Below are 16806 nucleotides of genomic sequence, written 5' to 3'. Positions count from 1 at the left end.
CCTCCCTTGTGCAGGGAGGAGCGGGCTCTGCCTATCATGATTAATTTGAAGAGTATCAATGAGCGAAATTATTTACGGTATTCATGCTGTTAAAGCGCTGCTGGAGCGCGATCCGCAACGCTTTCTGGAAGTTTTTATCCTTAAGGGACGAGACGATCGTCGCCTGCAACCTGTTGTTGCTGAACTGGAAGCTCAGGGTATTGTGATTCAACTCGCTAACCGTCAGTGGTTGGATAGCCAGTCTGAAGGGGCGGTGCATCAGGGAATTGTTGCGAAGGTTAAAGAAGGAAGGAAGTATCAGGAAAACGACCTGCCGACGTTACTGGAAAACCTGGAGACGCCTTTTTTGCTGGTGCTGGATGGTGTAACCGATCCACATAATCTGGGGGCTTGCCTGCGTAACGCTGATGCAGCCGGAGTGCATGCGGTGATTGTTCCGCGCGATCGGTCTGCACAGTTGAATGCCACGGTGAAGAAAGTCGCTTGTGGTGCGGCAGAAAGTGTTCCGCTGATTAGCGTAACCAACCTTGCGCGTACGCTGCGATTATTGCAGGAACACAATGTCTGGATCGTTGGAACGGCAGGAGAAGCCGATCACACGTTGTATCAGAGCAAACTGACCGGGTCACTGGCGTTAGTGATGGGGGCTGAGGGGGAAGGTATGCGTCGCCTCACTCGCGAACATTGCGATGAACTGATCAGTATCCCGATGGCGGGCAGCGTATCATCACTGAACGTGTCGGTGGCGACGGGCGTGTGTCTGTTTGAGGCGGTGCGTCAGCGGGCGTAACCGTACCTTTCTGAATAAAAATATAGCTCGGTAAGGGCTATATTTTTTATGTCTAATGCTTTTCCCCTCCATGATATTTTCTTTGTTGCCTACAGTGTGTTGTGGTTATCCGATGGTTATTTCCGCATTACTTATTCTATAAAGTCGTGTATAAACGCTTTGCTATGCATTAATCGCTTATACCCATCATACTTCAAGTTGTGCGTTGGCTGCGTTCGTTACTCGGCTCATCCATGAGCCTCGCCCTTTCAGGACAAAAACGCCTTGCCGTTTTTGTCCTGAAACTTGAATTAGTTAGGGTATATACCTGTCACCGTTTCCCTGCTTGCTGAATGACGACGGTTTTATATAAAAAGGAATATTGCCATGCCGATAGTGACCTCTTTACTCGCTTTTGCTTCTTACTTTTTCATTGGGTTTGCCATGGTTTTGGTTTTCCTGTTTATCTATACCCGATTTACGCCACATGATGAGTGGGCGTTGATTAAAGAAAACAATAGTACGGCGGCAATTGGGTTTGGTGGCGCGTTAATCGGTTATGTTATTCCACTTTCCAGCGCAGCAATCAATTCAGTCAGTCTGGTGGATTACATGACCTGGGGTGCGGTTGCGCTGGTGGTTCAACTGTTGATTTACTTCGCCGTGCGTTTGTATATGCCGCGTCTGAGTCAGCATATTCAGAATAATGATGTCGCGTCAGGCGCATTTTTGTGTGCCGCATCGCTAAGCGGTGGCATTCTGAATGCGGCTTGTATGTCTTATTGAGTCGTCAGCCCTGATGATCTCATCGATATAACACAGCACGGATGTACCACATGCCGGGGAGCATCTGTTCTGTTTTTAGCGTAATGACATAATAAGGTGCATGACTGGCATCAGCTTTTTGTCGAATCGTTCGTTCTGCATCATCAGGGCTACCACGCACATGGGCGGATATCGTCCCCATTTTTTCCAGCGTATGGGTTTGTGCGTAGGTAATTTCCTGCGCTCTATCGGTTGACTGTGGCGGCGATGCGGGTTGCCCCTGTAGTTGAGTGCAGGCGGAAAGAACGGCCATAAGTAATGGCAGGAGAAGAAAACGTCGTATATTCATTGTCGATCCTGAAATGCGTGTCATTTTTTAGCGAGGCTAATCATAAAGATAAGCCCCTATTTGAATAGGGGCAATAGATGTTTGCTAACGTTCAAATGACTGAAAGATAGCGATGTAGTTAATAACGATACATGACGGCGCTAATGCACTGGTAATCTATGACGGACGAGGCGATAGCCTGTCCGTCGCTGGTGGTTAGTGAGAGGCGATTTGCGTAAAGTCTTCTCCTTTGAAGACCTTAATAGGATTGCCGCGTTCGATTTGGTGATGGAACAGACGCCGCTGTGCTCGTAATTCGGCGTGCTGCTGTTGTTGCAATGTTTCCAGACGATAGGCGATGAGATAACAAGCCAGACGCTTATTCGCGTGCTGGCTGCGCTCACTCTGCACCTTCACTGTGATACCGCTGGCGACATGAGTGGCGCGTACGGCCGATTCGGTTTTATTCACATGTTGTCCGCCAGGGCCGGAGGATTTTGTGGTTTCAAAACGGATCTCGTTATCGGCAAACGCTTGTTTTTGATGAAAACGTGCGACACCGATAAACCAGTTTTTGCGTCCGCCGCCTTTGCGCCAGGGACTATTGCACGTCCACTGAAGCGTACCGCACCAACTGTCAGCCAGCGGTTCAGCCTGTTCACCGTTTAACAAAACCAGAGCAGAGCGTAACGTACCGGCACGTTTTCCTGATTCGGTTTCGATAATTTCACACTCGATTCCATGCTGCGCCGCATCTCGAGTCAGCGCCTGCAACGCCTTTGCGGTCGCCAGCATGCATTCGTCCGGTCCCTGAGCGGCGGAGAGTTGAAGCAAGATCATTTGTTTTCTCCGCGCGTTTTGTAGGTGAGTACCGGTTTCAGGCGAGCAATCAGTGTGATGAGTCCTGCTTGTTGCATCGCGCCGATCACGCTGTCTATTGGTTTGTAGGCTTCTGGTGCTTCTTGAAAAATCAACTGCCTGTCCTGACAAATCACGCGACTGCCGAAACGAGTACGCGCCAGTTGCTGAACGCTGTAACGTGAAGACAGCCGATCTTTACACTCCGTACGCATCCATTTTCTGCCCGCGCCGTGTGCCAGCGAATACAGACTGTCGGCGTGAGGAATGGGTTGCACGATATAGCTGTAGTCGCCACGCGAACCGGGAATGATAACCGGGCCGCAGTCGGCGGGTGTCGCGCCTTTGCGGTGCAACCAGCCGGAAATGCCCTCAATCGTTGTCGAGGTCACCAGATTGTGGTTCACGTCCAATGCGGCATCGCCTTCCGTATGCCAACGTTCCAGCATGCGTTGTGCAATCAGTCGCCGGTTATTGATGGCAAACGTCAACGCAAACTGGTGCTGTTCCAGATAAGCTTCTGCGGCTGGGGTATTGGCTTCAAGCCCCTGATGGCCGAATTCCCGCACATGGGCTTCCAGTATGGTTTGCCCTAATCCACGTGAGCCGCTATGCACGAGCAACAGCAGTTGTTTAGGGTCGATGCGCAGATCATGTAGTATATCTGGCAGATAAACCTCATCAAGCTGCTGCAATTCCGCAAAGTGGTTACCGCCGCCGATGGTGCCCAACGAATAGCGAAAATCCGCCAGCGAAGGGGGAATGTCGATATCGTCTTCCAGTGGTCCATCAATGTTGCCAAGCCGTTTCTCCAGCTTATCCGGCGAAATTTTGTTGGCGTTCAGGCCAGTACGCCAGAGCGCCATGCCGCAGCCGATGTCGTTTCCAACCAGTGCCGGATAGAAACGCTGTTGTGAGAAAAAAGCCGCGCCAATAGGGTAGCCGCGCCCCGGATGCAAATCTGGCATTCCGGCCACGCGAACCATATTGGGAAGCTGTGATGTAATTTGAAGTTGTTGGATTGCTTTATCTTCAATCCAGGTGTTTTCCGTCGCGATCACACTGACGCGCGCCGAAATAGAGCGAATAGCATTGCCCATAGATCATCCTGCTGATCAATTTAAAAATAGGGTAAGGCAGGCTACAACTGGGGGATAACGCAAACGCAAAGCGGAAAAATGCGGAATTAGTCCCGAGAGGTCCTGCAAAGAATCAGAGTAATAGTTGTCATTATGTCGTCTCCTTTGTCAGTTGGGGAATGAGAAATTGCGGGCATGATACTTAAGTGACGATCGTCGTGCAACATTTGTCACACGACGAATCGCTAACACGCTATTCCTGGATACGAAAAACGCTAACTAGCTCGCTAAGATGATGGCCTTTTTGTCGCAATGCATGGGCGGTTTGTTCTGAGTTGCTCACCAGTATGGTATTTTCCTGCGTTGCTTGACCGATCTGTACAATGGCGATATTAACCTGGCCTATTCCATCAGACTGTTCGCGTGAGGCAATATCGATATCGTTAACGATGGTGCTAACCTGTTGAATACGATTGCGTAGATCGTCCATCACGGACTGTGTTTTTTCAGAGAAGTGATAGCCAGCCTCGATTTTTGCCAACGATTCTGAAATTAATGACTCAATCTCTTTCACCGCCGTCGAGGTGCGTTGAGCCAGCGCTCTCACTTCTGCGGCGACGACGGCAAAGCCTTTACCATGTTCACCCGCACGTGCGGCTTCAACGGCGGCGTTAAGCGCCAGTATGTTGGTTTGGAACGCGATAGCTTCAATCGTAGTGGTGATATCCGCAATACGTTGAGACGAGTTTTTAATGTCGCTCATCGTCGCGACTGAATCCGTGACGGTTTGACTTCCGTTTTGTGCCGCCGTCGCACTTTGTTCGGCCAGGTCTTTCGCGGCAGAAACGTTATCTGCGTTTTGCTTCACGGTGGCGGACAGTTGTTCCATACTGGCTGAGGTTTCTTCCACGCTACTTGCCTGTCGAGAAATCTGCTCACTAATATTTTCGCTGTCAGTGGCTAGCGAATCCGTGTTAGCGCTGATTTCCTCGGCGGCGTTTCTGACCTGTGCAACGATGGTTGTTAATCCTTGTCCAATGCCGTTAATCGCATTGATCAGTCTGCCTACTTCATCTTCACGCTGGGTCAGTAGCGTTGCCTGAAGATTACCGGCGGCAAACTGTTCAGCCACTCTGACCACTTCAATTAATGGACGGCTGAGCCATTTGCGGGTCAGAAAGATAAAGAAGACGGCAAACAGGGCAACCAGTGCGATACCGCAAAAAAGAAATAGATTTCGAGTATGACTTACTTCGGCCAGTAAGCTTTCCTTGCTCACCGTGCCAACTACCGCCCAGTTCCACTGTGGAATGCTGCGATATACCATCACCTGCCCTTTTTCATTTTCCGGCAGGGCATTGTCTACATATTCGAGAGTGCCTCTCTCCGTTGCCAATATTCGCTCTAGTGAGCCTTCAGACCAATCAGGGCGTTGATTCGCATTATTTTTATGATAGAGATATTGCCCCGCGTCTTTGCCTTTCTTGGTGTTAATGACAAAAAAGTGCCCGTGTTCACCTATTTTCTTTTCTAAAATACGCTGTTGCATGACGGTGAACTGTTTCGTGATATCGACGCCGACAAACAAAATACCGATGATCTTGCCCGTGCTATCAGGGATAGGCTGGTAACGCGTGATATATTGTTTCCCGAACAGCGTAGCCAGCCCGTTGTAGCTGTCCCCTTTCATGATCAGCGCGTAAGCAGGGCTTTCCCGATCGAGTTTTGTACCGATGGCCCGCGTGCCATCTTCTTTTTTTAACGACGTAGTGATACGCACAAAATCATCGCCATCGCGGACAAAGATGGTTGAAATGGCATTAGTTCGGCTAAGAAAATCATCGGGTACTTCGGTATTCAGGTTTAATACCGTCTCACCCGCTTTTAGCGTCGGTTGATCGGTCGTGCCAAACGGGATACGCAGCGTGGTATCTAGCTTAAAATTCGTGGGCAGGAAGCTGGCCAGTAAGCGAGAGTAATTGCTAACCTCTGCCTGAAGGCCCGTATCATACATATCTATCATATCGGTGACGCCCGTGACCTGACTTTGCATGTCACTGAGCGTAAGCGATTTGAGTTGCTCACCCGCTGAACGGGTGAGGGTGAGTGTAAAGGCAATAAACAAGATAGCCACGCTAAGTGATGCGATGACAGATAATTTGATGCCCAGGCCCCAGCGTTTAAAAGAAAATCCCAACATGATGCGTCTCTTCTGAAAGGTTATTTTTTAGTCTTCTGTAAAGGCACTAACGGCAATAAATGAAAAATATTTAATATTGGTATGTAAGTTTTTGTTTAAATTGTTGATATTTGTCATTGAAATTTTTTTTTGCTTAATGGTGTGATTAAGACTGCACGTGGTGAATGGTCCGATTTATCCTAAAGAGGAACGGGTATGCGGCTAAATATGATTTCGCTACGGTAATAATGTGTGCCCAGAACTGAAAGTGAGGAAAATATGGTCGAAATGTCTGTCGATGTAATAAAAGAGGGGATTGAAGCTATTCATGCTGTTCCTGCTGGTAAACGCGATGAGCCTTTGCCCACCATTTTCTTTTTTCATGGTTATACCTCTTCAAAAGACGTTTATTCCTATTTCGGTTATGCACTGGCGAAGGCTGGCTTTCGCGTCATTTTGCCCGATGCGTTGATGCATGGGGCGCGTTATAACGGCGATGAGGCTTATCGTTTACGTCATTTTTGGGATATTTTGCAGTCGAATATCAATGAGTTGCCGGACTATATCGCAGCGTATCAACAGCAAGGTCTGATTGCCGAAGGACGTATTGGCGTTTGTGGGGCGTCCCTTGGTGGCATGAGTGCGTTAGCAACGATGGCTCGTTATCCGTGGATTTCTGCCGTTGCTGCGTTTATGGGGTCTGGCTATTTTTCGACGCTATCACAAACGCTTTTCCCACCGGTAGTGGCTGGTTGTACGGAAAATGACGTCCAACTGCGTCAACTGTCGTCAACGCTTGCTGAATATGATGTTTCCACTCGACTCGACGCGTTGTCTAACAGGCCGCTTCTGATATGGCATGGCGAGGATGATGATGTGGTGCCTGCGCAGGAAAGTGCCCGGCTTTATCAGGCATTACATGAAAATCAACAGGATAAGCATCTGGTTTACCTGACGGAGCCCGGTGTTAAGCATAGGATCACGCCTTCTGCTTTGCAGGCGGGGATCGACTTCTTCCAACGCCATCTGGCGTGAGCGCATGATGTACCCCGTGTGTCCAATGTCTGGCCTTTACGTAGGGAAAGGTCGCGTCTGGATTTATCCGAGTTTCTTCCTTGTGTTCTCTTACCTCGGGCACTATACTTACGCGTCATTTTTTCAGCCGCACACATACACGTTCCTTGCCTCCACGGGCCGCGGTTGACCCAGACAGGAGGCTGAATAATCCGTAAGGAGCAATTCGATGCGTCATTACGAAATCGTATTTATGGTTCATCCTGACCAGAGCGAACAGGTTCCTGGCATGATCGAGCGCTACACGGGTGCTATCACCGGTGCACAGGGCACGATTCACCGTCTGGAGGACTGGGGTCGCCGTCAGTTGGCTTACCCGATTAACAAACTGCACAAAGCGCATTACGTTCTGCTGAACGTTGAAGCACCGCAGGAAGTGATCGATGAGCTGGAAACAAACTTCCGCTTCAACGACGCCGTTATCCGCAGCATGGTTATGCGCGTTAAGCACGCGGTAACTGAAGCATCTCCAATGGTGAAAGCGAAAGACGAACGCCGTGAGCGTCGTGAAGATTTCGCTGAAGCTGGCGATGATGTGGATGCAGGGGATTCTGAAGAGTAATTGTTGTGGTGACGGTCAATCGTCTGGTGTTGTTCGGCACGGTGTGCAAGACACCCATTCGTAAAGTCAGTCCGTCAGGGATTCCTCACTGTCAGTTTGTGCTTGAGCACCGCTCGACACAGGAGGAAGCCGGATTAAGTCGGCAAGCATGGTGTCGTATGCCCGTGATTGTCAGCGGACTCTCGTCACAAACGGTTACCCACAGTATAACGGTCGGCACGCAACTTACCGTGCATGGGTTCATTAGCTGCCATCAAGGTCGCAATGGTCTGAGCAAGATAGTGTTACATGCCGAGCAGATTGAATTGATAGATTCTGGAGACTAGCCATATGGCACGTTATTTCCGTCGTCGCAAATTCTGCCGTTTCACCGCGGAAGGCGTTGTAGAGATTGATTATAAAGATATCGCTACGCTGAAAAACTATATCACTGAAAGCGGCAAGATTGTTCCGAGCCGTATCACCGGTACTCGTGCAAAATACCAGCGTCAGCTGGCTCGCGCTATCAAGCGTGCGCGTTACTTGTCTTTGTTGCCGTACACTGATCGTCATCAGTAATCGGTCACTGTCCATTAACGAGACTTTGAGAGGATAAAGTAATGCAAGTTATTCTGCTTGATAAAGTAGCAAACCTGGGCAGCCTGGGTGATCAGGTAAACGTTAAAGCGGGCTATGCTCGTAACTTTTTGGTTCCACAGGGCAAAGCTGTCCCGGCAACCAAGAAAAACGTTGAGTTCTTTGAAGCACGCCGTGCTGAACTGGAAGCCAAACTGGCTGACGTTCTGGCTGCTGCAGAAGCTCGTGCTGCCAAGATCACTGAACTGGGTAGTGTGACTATCGCGTCTAAAGCAGGCGACGAAGGTAAACTGTTCGGTTCTATCGGTACTCGTGACATCGCTGATGCTGTCACTGCTGCCGGTGTTGATATTGCAAAAAGCGAAGTTCGCCTGCCGAACGGCGTGCTGCGTACTCTGGGCGATCACGATGTGAGCTTCCAGGTACACAGCGATGTGTTCGCTACGCTGAACGTTGTTGTCGTTGCTGAAGCATAATTAACGCTAGCCGTTAGATTAACACTTTAGTTAACGCGTAAAACGCTGGCCTTGTGCCAGCGTTTTGCATTTATAGAGAAATAAATCAGCGTATTATGGCGTTATCTTTTTCGGATGGAGGTGCGTTGTGCCAAATCTTATTCATCTTGTTCGCGTTTACGATGCCGCGCCACCTTTCCCTGCCTTAACATTTCTTATCGACCGTCTTTGGCCACGAGGTATCAGCAAAATTCGACTGGACGGTGTGATATGGCTGAAGGAGATTGCTCCCAGTCATGAATTACGAAAATGGTTTCATGTCGATCCTACCCGTTGGGATGCGTTTGTGGGGGCTTATCGTGAAGAATTAAAGCGGCAACCTACTTGTGAAGTGTTGCTGGAGCATATTAACCAACGTGAAAGAGTGACATTGCTTTATGGTAGCAAAGACGCACAGCATAACCATGCCATCGTGTTGCGAGACTTCTTGCTTGAACGGAAGTAAGGCTAAGGAGTACGCGTAAATGCACCGTCGGCGTTACGAGTAAATCTCACCGTCTGATTATCCGTTGTGGTAATTTCCAGTTCTGTCACCATCCCTTGTGCATTCAACTGTAATTTAACGTCTTGTCCTGCTCGCAAATTGCTGAGTGGCTTGTCCCGACCTTCTACCTGCGCCATCGCGAATACATCGCCAACGGGTAGGTTATTATCACGAAATAGCTGTGCCAGTGTTTGTCCAGAGGCTATTTGATAGCGATGCCAATTGGCTTCCGTTCTCTGCTGTTGTGGCGGAGGGGTAGGAGTAATCTCCGTCTGCATTGGTGGTTCAATGATTTCCGCCTGCATCGGCACACTGCTGTCGACTTGCTCTATTGGTACCGTCACTGGGCGTGGTGTGGGTGACTGAGGGGGAGAGTATGGCCATAGCAGCACGACCAGCAATAGACCGATGGCAATGAGCAACCAGCGGCGATGGAACAAGGGGAGAGGTTCCATCCAATGGTAATTGTCTGGCAGATGCCAGATCTTGCTTAAACATGTTTTAACTCGCTTACCTGACAATGTGGCTCGCGATCTGACATGTTCTTGTTCACCTTCTTCAGAGCGTTCCGGGCCACGGCGTATCAAACGCTGGCAGAGGCGTAATAGCGCATGATAAGTCCAGGTTGTTTTTCGCTTCCTGGGCGCGATTCTGCCCATGGTGACCTCTCTTTCGGCGGCATAAAAATAGCAATATGACTTAGTATATCGGTAACCAGAGGATCATGACCAGTTAACTCTTTGATGCTTAAGGTAACGGTGATTCAAATCTGTTCGATTTACTAGTATAGGTTAGCTGCCCAGAATTACCCGGTTGACTGACAAATACGGTATTCATTACACGCAAGATTTTACCCGAATCCCCGGCACTGTTATGCTGCGCTTTCAGTTTTTTACAGTTTAAAAGGAACATCCATGACAACCCCTTCTTTTGATAGCGTCGAAGCACAGGCAAGTTACGGCATCGGCTTACAAGTTGGTCAACAGTTACAGGAGTCAGGTCTTGAAGGCCTGATTCCAGAAGCTCTGCTTGCTGGTCTACGTGATGCGCTGGAAGGTAACGCGCCATCGGTGCCCGTGGATGTGGTTCATCGTGCGCTGCGTGAAGTTCACGAACGTGCCGATAGCGTTCGTCGTGAGCGCCAGAAAGCCCTGGCGGTAGAAGGGCAACAATTTCTGGCTGAAAATGCCCAGAAAGAAGGCGTAAATAGTACAGAGTCAGGACTGCAATTCCGTGTTTTGACTCAGGGTGACGGTGAGATCCCCGCGCGTCAGGATCGTGTTCGTGTCCACTACACTGGTCGTCTGATTGACGGTAGCGTATTTGATAGCTCCGTTGAGCGCGGTCAGCCAGCGGAGTTTCCGGTCAGTGGTGTGATCCCTGGTTGGATCGAAGCGTTGACGTTGATGCCAGTCGGTTCTAAATGGGAACTCTATATCCCACACGATCTGGCGTATGGTGAACGCGGAGCGGGTGCATCTATCCCCCCATTCAGCGCACTGATCTTTGAAGTAGAACTGCTGGAAATTCTGTAATCTCCAAACAATAGAGGCGCTCAATGAGCGCCTCTATTGTTTCTACTGCATGGTTTCTACCGATTTTCTTATTTTTTAGTGAAACATACTACTCGCCACGTAGTGCGCGTGGGAACAGCAGATTATTTTCCAGATGAATATGTTCCATCAGGTCAGCGATGAATTCATTAATTCCCGCATACAGCGCTCGCCAGGTATTGCATGCCTCTGCTGGCGGCACCACGCCGTTGGTCAGTTCTTTTACCACTTCTACATCACGCCCTGCATCGTCGTGTTCATGTTCCATTACTGAAATTGGTGCGGCAGCATTCGCGCCCATTCCCTGTCTGATCATCGGGAAGAGGATGCGTTCTTCTTTCATCATGTGTTGAGAGAGTTCGTTATAGATGATGGTTAACTGTGCAGCCAGACCGCGCGGGCAGGTCGGCTTTTCATGATGAACTCGCTCGACCTTTTCAGCCATCAGAATCAATTCTGGTAATTGTTCACGGTGGCGATCGTGAAAACGAGGAATGATGTAATCAATGATTTCTGCCAGTGGTGCTTCACGCCAGTCGCGATCTTCCGAAGATTGAACGGCCAGTGCCTGTAGTTGGTTCTCCAACTCGTCAATATCTAATGCTTTTTTTTCTGCGGCGCGGCTTAGCGTTTGCTTGCCACCACAACAGAAATCGAGATTTAACTCGCGAAAAAGCTTGGTTGCGCGTGGGATGGCGATGGCGAGCTCGCCCAGTGACTGATCGCGATAGGTCATGGTGTGCCTCTTTATAGGGGAGTTTATAAGTTGTATTTTAAATGCATCTTTATGGTTTGAATATAACACGTAAGAGGTACGAACTAATATCGGTGCCAGAAAGTGATGATGGGGCGTGATGTCAGACTTCGGAACATGGGGTGGCCCCGTGCCTGAAAAAGAACAAGTTTCTCATGAGGATAACGATAGTGAGGAATATCGACAGTCTAAAACCACGCGAATGCGTGGTTTTTTAGATGGTTACGCTTAAATACCGCGTTATCATCTGGCTGCTAGCGCTTATTTTGCCAATTTAGTTGCGATTGCCGCAACACGTTGGCCATAGCACTTGCCGGTTTCCAGGTCGCCAGCGATCATTTCATCGACGCCAGCGTCGGAAGGGGTTTGCGCCAGCATGCCAACGGATCCGCCCAAATTGTTCAGATCGTCACGTTTGGCTGTTTTTGCGTTTGACGGTAGCATACCGAGACTGACCCAGATCCCACCATGCTGGGAAGCCAGCGTTTGCAAATAGATCAGGGTAACCTGCTTATCGCCATTCAGGCTTGCGCTGTTGGTGAAGCCGCCAAATACCTTGTCACTCCAGTTGCGAGTAAACCACGCTTTAGAGCTGGCATCGGCGAATTTCTTAAATTGCCAGGTGGGGCCACCCATGTAGGTTGGAGTACCGAAAATGATGGCATCGGCTGCCGCCAGTGTTTCCCATTCAGACTCTTTGATATTCCCATCAGCATCAATAGCGATCAGTTCGGCATTGGCACCTTGGGCAACGGCTTCAGCCAGACGGTGGGTATGGCCGTAACCAGAATGATAAACCACAACAACTTTTGACATAGCAATCCTCATTTCTCTATTTGAATGAAACCAAGACCTTATTACGGGGGCTAAGGCATCATTCCATGATACACACGCCCAGCATCTCTCAAGCAACTTGATGTGTGCCGGGTATAATGATGCATTCGGGTGGAATTATTACAGTAAATTGTGACGATGACATAGAATAGTGACAATAATCATCGATGGTTTTCACCGTTGTATAATGAAGGAATAAGGGATGTCGGCGCAGTTACGCGATAGATAGCCCATAACGATGAGGTGGAAAATGCGAGATCTTATTTGCCAACTGGCCCGCGATGCCGGTGCTGCTATTATGCAGGTTTATGACGGTCATCAGCCTACTAACGTCATGCATAAACAGGATGACTCGCCGGTGACGGCGGCCGATCTGGCTGCGCATCAGGTGATTAGGGAAGGGTTGGCTGCTGCATTTCCCGATATTCCGTTATTATCGGAAGAGGATCCTCCTTCATGGTCAGAAAGGCAGCACTGGCAGCGTTATTGGCTGGTTGATCCTTTGGATGGCACTAAAGAGTTCCTCAGTCGCAATGGTGAGTTTACGGTAAATATTGCACTCATCGAAAATGGCAATGCGGTGCTCGGGGTTGTTTATGTCCCGGTTACGAACGTGATGTATTCCGCTGCACAGGGTAAAGCGTGGAAAGAGGAAGATGGGATATGCCGCCAGATCCACGTTCAGGACGCTCGTCCGCCATTGGTCGTGGTGAGTCGCTCCCATGCGGATCAAGAGTTGAAAGATTATCTTGGTCAGTTGGGAGAGCATCAAACGGTAGCGATCGGTTCGTCGCTAAAATTCTGTCTGGTTGCGGAAGGGAAAGCTCAGCTTTATCCGCGTTTTGGGCCGACCAATGTTTGGGATACGGCGGCCGGGCATGCGGTTGCTGTCGCCGCAGGGGCACAAATTCATGACTGGCAGGGAAAACCCTTGTCTTATGTACCGCGTGAATCGTTCCTGAACCCCGGCTTTCGCGTATCGCTATTCTGACGATATCCGTCATACTTCAAGTAATTGGTGCAGCAGGGAGATAACCTGCTGTACTTCCTGCTCATTCAGTGCGCCATCTTTGACGAATTGAATTTTACCCTGCTTATCCAATACGACGATGGCTGAACTTTGTGGCACTAGTTGCCAGGCTTTACGCACATGCCCATTACTGTCCACAATAAATTGAGACCAGGGAAACATTTTCTTGTTATCTTCCAAACTATTACGCACGAATACGCTAGTACCGATAATGGCGTCATCGGTATTGACGACTGTCGTCGTTTGGTAATATTCGCGTGGTAGATTGGCGGCCTTTAGCGCAGTCATCAACGGATCATTCATTTCTTTGGCTGATGTTCTTCCGGCAATGTGCTGCACTACTCGCACTTTGCCTGGCAACTGGGCGCTATTCCAGTTCGTGTAGCTAAACTTATTATCCTGATATTGGAGTTCACCTCGGTCGGCGACGCCAACCGGTGGTACGAGCTGGCCGGATTGCAGATTATGCGCGGATACCAGTACCGGAATAATACTTAATGCGATGAAGAGGTGACGGAGTTTTATCATCGTGTTTCCTTTGCCTGGGTAGATCCAGATTGGATGTTGGAATAAGCATAGATTCAAGGCGTGGGTCTGTCCTGCGGTTTGAAAGTAAGTTCGTGGTGGTGAGCACAAACACCTACTTTTTGAATGTTTATACTGATGCCTGGTGCTTTATTTTAAAATTGTTCTGTAAAAGTGTGTAAAAGCAGTTATGGATACTGTGTTTGCGGGAACTAAACGTGACTTTTCGGCACTAAGTATGGTATCCGATACTTATTAGCGCTTTTAGACCTGTCCCGTCTTGGTGAGAGGGTAAGCGTAGAAAAATAAAACGGGAGTGTAAAACGATGAGGATCTTCGAACGTTACAATCCTTTGAAAGTTGCCAAATATGTGAAAACGTTGTTTCGCGGGCGGCTTTACATTAAGGGGATTGGGGCTTTTGAGTTCGACTACGGCAAAATTTTATTGCCAAAGAAACAGGATAAACAACACTTGCTGGTCATGTCTGAGGTTAACCGGCAGGTCATCAGGCTACAGGCTGAAATGGGTTAATACGATTTGCCAATGATAAACGGCCCATGACGGGCCGTTGTCGTTTCTGATTTTCACGCTAAAAGCGGATGGCGTTACTCTGCTCTTTCGACTTTGGGCAGGGAAGGGGCAGGAACGGGCGGGGTTTCTAAGCGTGTGACCAACAGTTGATCAATCTTATAGCTATCAATGTCCACCACCTCGAATTTATAGCCGGAAAAACGGACAAAATCGGTACGTTTCGGGATCTTCCTTAGTGTGTACATCATAAAGCCGCCAATAGTTTCGTAATTTCCCGAGTTCGGGAAGTCATCGATACCCAGCGCTCGCATGACATCCTCTATCGGCGTGCCACCTTCGATTAACCAGGAGTTTTCGTCTCGGGCAACGATCTGTTCCTCCATGCCTTGACCCACCAAATCACCCATGAGCGTGGTCATCACATCATTCAACGTAATAATGCCGACAACCAACGCATATTCATTCAGAATGACGGCAAAATCTTCACCAGCCGTTTTGAAACTCTCTAACGCTTCAGAAAGTGTCAGCGTATCCGGCACGATCAGCGCGGGGCGGATCTGTACGCCGCTGTTCAACTCAAGGCTCAAGTTGCCGAGCACTCGGTTTAGCAGGTCTTTTGAATCGACATAACCAACGATTTGATCGATATGACCATCACAAACCAGGAATTTTGAATGGGGTTGCTCGGCAATTTTCTCTTTGATTTGTTCTTCCGCTTCATGCAGGTCGAAGAAAACGACACTTTCACGTGATGTCATGGAAGATGGCACCGTGCGGGATTCCAGCTCAAACACATTTTCAATCAGTTCATGTTCTTGCTTACGCAGCACACCAGCGAGTGCGCCTGCCTCGACCACGGCGTAGATATCATCGGAAGTGATATCATCTTTACGTACCATGGGGAGCTTCAGTAAGCGGAAAATTACGTTTGCCAGACCGTTGAAAAGCCAAACCAGCGGACGGAAGAAAAACAGGCAGAAGCGCATGGGGTTGATGATGCGGATAGCGACCGCTTCCGGTGCAATCATACCGATGCGTTTCGGCGTAAGATCGCCAAACAAAATAAATAGACTGGTGACGAGAATAAACGAACAGATAAAGCTTACTTTATCGGCGAGTTCAGGGGACATGAATTGCTTAAACAAAACGGAAAACGTGGGTGAAAATGCGGCATCACCAATGATCCCCGCCAGAATAGCAACGGCATTCACGCCAATCTGAATAACCGTAAAGAAGATACCCGGTGTTTCCTGAAACTTTAACACCATATTAGCGTTAAGATTTCCCTCATCGGCCATCAATTTAAGTTTTATTTTACGCGACGCCGCCAGCGATATTTCCGACATAGAGAAAAATGCACTGATGGCAATAAGAAGAATTATCAGTAATAGACTGTTTAACATGGTTTTTTCGCATCAGCCCTGAAAAGGGAATTGGCGATCCTCAGAAAGGTAAATCAACTTAGATAACGCATAGCAAGCCGTTAACAGGGCTGGATATCAGCCCGAATTATTTAAATTAATATTTCCGTCATCTTTCAACACGCAGGGAAATGGTTTTTTCACTGCTTGAAAATAATGAGGTAATACTCGCTCAGTATAACAGGAGTGCTTAAAGTCCCGCCAGAGGTCAACGTTGTGGTGGCAGGCAAACGCCGATACCGCCTAATCCGCAATAGCCTTCAGGGTTTTTGTATAGGTATTGCTGATGTTCATCTTCAGCATAGTAGAAAGGGCCTGCAGAAACGATTTCCGTGCTGATGGCTCGGTTATCACCGCTTGTTTCCATCGCCTGTTGGAATTGCTGGTAGCTAGCCTGCGCGGCGTCTTTCTGATCGGGCGTTAACGTATAAATCGTTGAACGATACTGAGTACCGATATCACCGCCCTGACGCATGCCTTGCGCAGGATCGTGATTTTCCCAGAACAATTTTAGTAATTGCGCATAGCTGATAATGGCCGGGTCAAACACGATCCGCACAGCTTCTGCATGATCGGTTTTGCCGCTGCAAACTTCACGATAGGTTGGATTTGGCGTGAAACCGCCAGTATAACCAGCCGCGGTACTGTAAATTCCGGGTTGTTGCCAGAACAAACGTTCTACCCCCCAGAAGCATCCCATCGCAAAGATGGCCACCTCCATCGTTTCGGGGACATGTGTCATTGAATGCTGGTTTACCGCATGCAGTCTGGCGACGGGCATGGGGGTTGAGCGTCCGGGTAAGGCATCGGCGGATTTTATCCGTTGCGTTTTATCGGCATGAGATATCACGTGGTCAGCTCCGAAAATCATCGTGAGTAAAGTTGTGCTTAGAGCATAACTGAGAAGTTTCACCCTGTCTTTATTACTCAAGGTTGTTTAATGTTAAGGTCATGTTTGGCGGCTATA

The 16806-nt window shown here is 48.8% G+C and carries 21 protein-coding genes; 11 read left to right on the top strand and 10 right to left on the bottom strand.

Annotation, left to right across the window (positions count from 1 at the left end):
* Positions 1-58 precede the first annotated feature (58 nt).
* Complete coding sequence (gene rlmB / locus ACKPVM_RS06705; protein WP_409307991.1) at positions 59-790, top strand: 23S rRNA (guanosine(2251)-2'-O)-methyltransferase RlmB; 732 nt, start codon at positions 59-61, stop codon at positions 788-790.
* Positions 791-1156: 366 nt separating this feature from the next.
* Positions 1157-1555, top strand: a complete 399-nt coding sequence (locus ACKPVM_RS06700) for a DUF350 domain-containing protein (protein WP_409307989.1) — start codon at positions 1157-1159, stop codon at positions 1553-1555.
* A 19-nt stretch (positions 1556-1574) separates the two neighbouring features.
* Here ACKPVM_RS06700 and bsmA read toward each other — a convergent pair whose 3' ends face one another.
* The 4 genes from bsmA to ACKPVM_RS06680 form a co-directional block, all read right to left on the bottom strand.
* A complete protein-coding gene (gene bsmA / locus ACKPVM_RS06695; RefSeq protein WP_409307988.1) occupies positions 1575-1883 on the bottom strand; it encodes a biofilm peroxide resistance protein BsmA in 309 nt (102 codons plus the stop codon).
* A 195-nt stretch (positions 1884-2078) separates the two neighbouring features.
* A complete protein-coding gene (gene prfH, locus ACKPVM_RS06690; RefSeq protein WP_409307986.1) occupies positions 2079-2702 on the bottom strand; it encodes a peptide chain release factor H in 624 nt (207 codons plus the stop codon).
* A complete protein-coding gene (locus ACKPVM_RS06685) occupies positions 2699-3820 on the bottom strand; it encodes an RNA ligase RtcB family protein (protein WP_409307984.1) in 1122 nt (373 codons plus the stop codon). Before ACKPVM_RS06685 ends, prfH begins: the two co-directional genes overlap by 4 nt.
* A gap of 232 nt (positions 3821-4052) precedes the next feature.
* Positions 4053-5999: a methyl-accepting chemotaxis protein gene (locus ACKPVM_RS06680; RefSeq protein WP_409307982.1), complete on the bottom strand. Its 1947-nt coding sequence runs from the start codon at positions 5997-5999 to the stop codon at positions 4053-4055.
* Between the two features lie 258 nt (positions 6000-6257).
* Here ACKPVM_RS06680 and yjfP point away from each other — a divergent pair, with 258 nt between their 5' ends.
* From yjfP to ACKPVM_RS06650, 6 genes are all read left to right on the top strand, one after another.
* On the top strand, positions 6258-7013 hold the full coding sequence (gene yjfP / locus ACKPVM_RS06675) for an esterase (RefSeq protein WP_409307981.1): 756 nt from the start codon (positions 6258-6260) through the stop codon (positions 7011-7013).
* Between the two features lie 208 nt (positions 7014-7221).
* Positions 7222-7614, top strand: coding sequence for a 30S ribosomal protein S6 (rpsF, locus tag ACKPVM_RS06670; RefSeq protein ID WP_137714491.1), 393 nt, complete (start codon positions 7222-7224; stop codon positions 7612-7614).
* Positions 7615-7619: 5 nt separating this feature from the next.
* On the top strand, positions 7620-7940 hold the full coding sequence (gene priB / locus ACKPVM_RS06665) for a primosomal replication protein N (RefSeq protein ID WP_409307979.1): 321 nt from the start codon (positions 7620-7622) through the stop codon (positions 7938-7940).
* Between the two features lie 4 nt (positions 7941-7944).
* Positions 7945-8172: a 30S ribosomal protein S18 gene (gene rpsR, locus ACKPVM_RS06660; protein WP_005974788.1), complete on the top strand. Its 228-nt coding sequence runs from the start codon at positions 7945-7947 to the stop codon at positions 8170-8172.
* A gap of 41 nt (positions 8173-8213) precedes the next feature.
* The gene (gene rplI, locus ACKPVM_RS06655; RefSeq protein ID WP_409307975.1) at positions 8214-8666 is read left to right on the top strand and encodes a 50S ribosomal protein L9; all 453 of its coding nucleotides are present in this window, start codon (positions 8214-8216) and stop codon (positions 8664-8666) included.
* A gap of 127 nt (positions 8667-8793) precedes the next feature.
* Entirely contained in the window at positions 8794-9150 is a 357-nt protein-coding gene (locus ACKPVM_RS06650) for a DUF488 domain-containing protein (protein WP_409307973.1), read from the top strand.
* A 2-nt stretch (positions 9151-9152) separates the two neighbouring features.
* On the opposite strand, the gene ACKPVM_RS06645 is transcribed toward ACKPVM_RS06650, so the two are convergent.
* On the bottom strand, positions 9153-9848 hold the full coding sequence (locus ACKPVM_RS06645; protein WP_409307971.1) for an OapA family protein: 696 nt from the start codon (positions 9846-9848) through the stop codon (positions 9153-9155).
* A gap of 255 nt (positions 9849-10103) precedes the next feature.
* Here ACKPVM_RS06645 and bamJ point away from each other — a divergent pair, with 255 nt between their 5' ends.
* Positions 10104-10724 carry a BamJ family beta-barrel-assembly machinery protein gene (bamJ, locus tag ACKPVM_RS06640; RefSeq protein ID WP_409307969.1) on the top strand — a complete coding sequence of 207 codons (621 nt, stop codon included), beginning with the start codon at positions 10104-10106 and terminating at the stop codon, positions 10722-10724.
* 88 nt (positions 10725-10812) lie between these two features.
* Here bamJ and ytfE read toward each other — a convergent pair whose 3' ends face one another.
* Together ytfE and ACKPVM_RS06630 are read right to left on the bottom strand one after the other, a co-directional pair.
* On the bottom strand, positions 10813-11478 hold the full coding sequence (gene ytfE / locus ACKPVM_RS06635) for an iron-sulfur cluster repair protein YtfE (protein WP_409307967.1): 666 nt from the start codon (positions 11476-11478) through the stop codon (positions 10813-10815).
* 279 nt (positions 11479-11757) lie between these two features.
* Positions 11758-12312: a flavodoxin family protein gene (locus ACKPVM_RS06630; RefSeq protein ID WP_409307965.1), complete on the bottom strand. Its 555-nt coding sequence runs from the start codon at positions 12310-12312 to the stop codon at positions 11758-11760.
* Positions 12313-12580: 268 nt separating this feature from the next.
* Here ACKPVM_RS06630 and cysQ point away from each other — a divergent pair, with 268 nt between their 5' ends.
* Positions 12581-13321: a 3'(2'),5'-bisphosphate nucleotidase CysQ gene (cysQ, locus tag ACKPVM_RS06625; protein WP_409307963.1), complete on the top strand. Its 741-nt coding sequence runs from the start codon at positions 12581-12583 to the stop codon at positions 13319-13321.
* Positions 13322-13330: 9 nt separating this feature from the next.
* On the opposite strand, the gene ACKPVM_RS06620 is transcribed toward cysQ, so the two are convergent.
* Positions 13331-13888 (bottom strand): YtfJ family protein, encoded by a 558-nt coding sequence (locus ACKPVM_RS06620; RefSeq protein ID WP_409307961.1) that lies wholly within the window; start codon positions 13886-13888, stop codon positions 13331-13333.
* 323 nt (positions 13889-14211) lie between these two features.
* Here ACKPVM_RS06620 and ACKPVM_RS06615 point away from each other — a divergent pair, with 323 nt between their 5' ends.
* Positions 14212-14418: a DUF1107 domain-containing protein gene (locus ACKPVM_RS06615; RefSeq protein WP_132457588.1), complete on the top strand. Its 207-nt coding sequence runs from the start codon at positions 14212-14214 to the stop codon at positions 14416-14418.
* A gap of 74 nt (positions 14419-14492) precedes the next feature.
* Here the strand turns inward: ACKPVM_RS06615 and paeA are convergent, their stop codons facing one another.
* Complete coding sequence (gene paeA, locus ACKPVM_RS06610; RefSeq protein WP_409307959.1) at positions 14493-15821, bottom strand: polyamine export protein PaeA; 1329 nt, start codon at positions 15819-15821, stop codon at positions 14493-14495.
* Positions 15822-16047: 226 nt separating this feature from the next.
* Positions 16048-16686: a peptide-methionine (S)-S-oxide reductase MsrA gene (gene msrA / locus ACKPVM_RS06605; RefSeq protein WP_409308241.1), complete on the bottom strand. Its 639-nt coding sequence runs from the start codon at positions 16684-16686 to the stop codon at positions 16048-16050.
* Positions 16687-16806 lie beyond the last annotated feature (120 nt).

This window comes from Pectobacterium hainanensis, assembly GCF_046237015.1.
In the GTDB taxonomy this organism is placed as follows: Bacteria; Pseudomonadota; Gammaproteobacteria; order Enterobacterales; family Enterobacteriaceae; genus JBJYIN01.
Note: the sequence above shows the minus strand (reverse complement) of the source record. Positions and strands in the feature narration are given on the sequence as shown.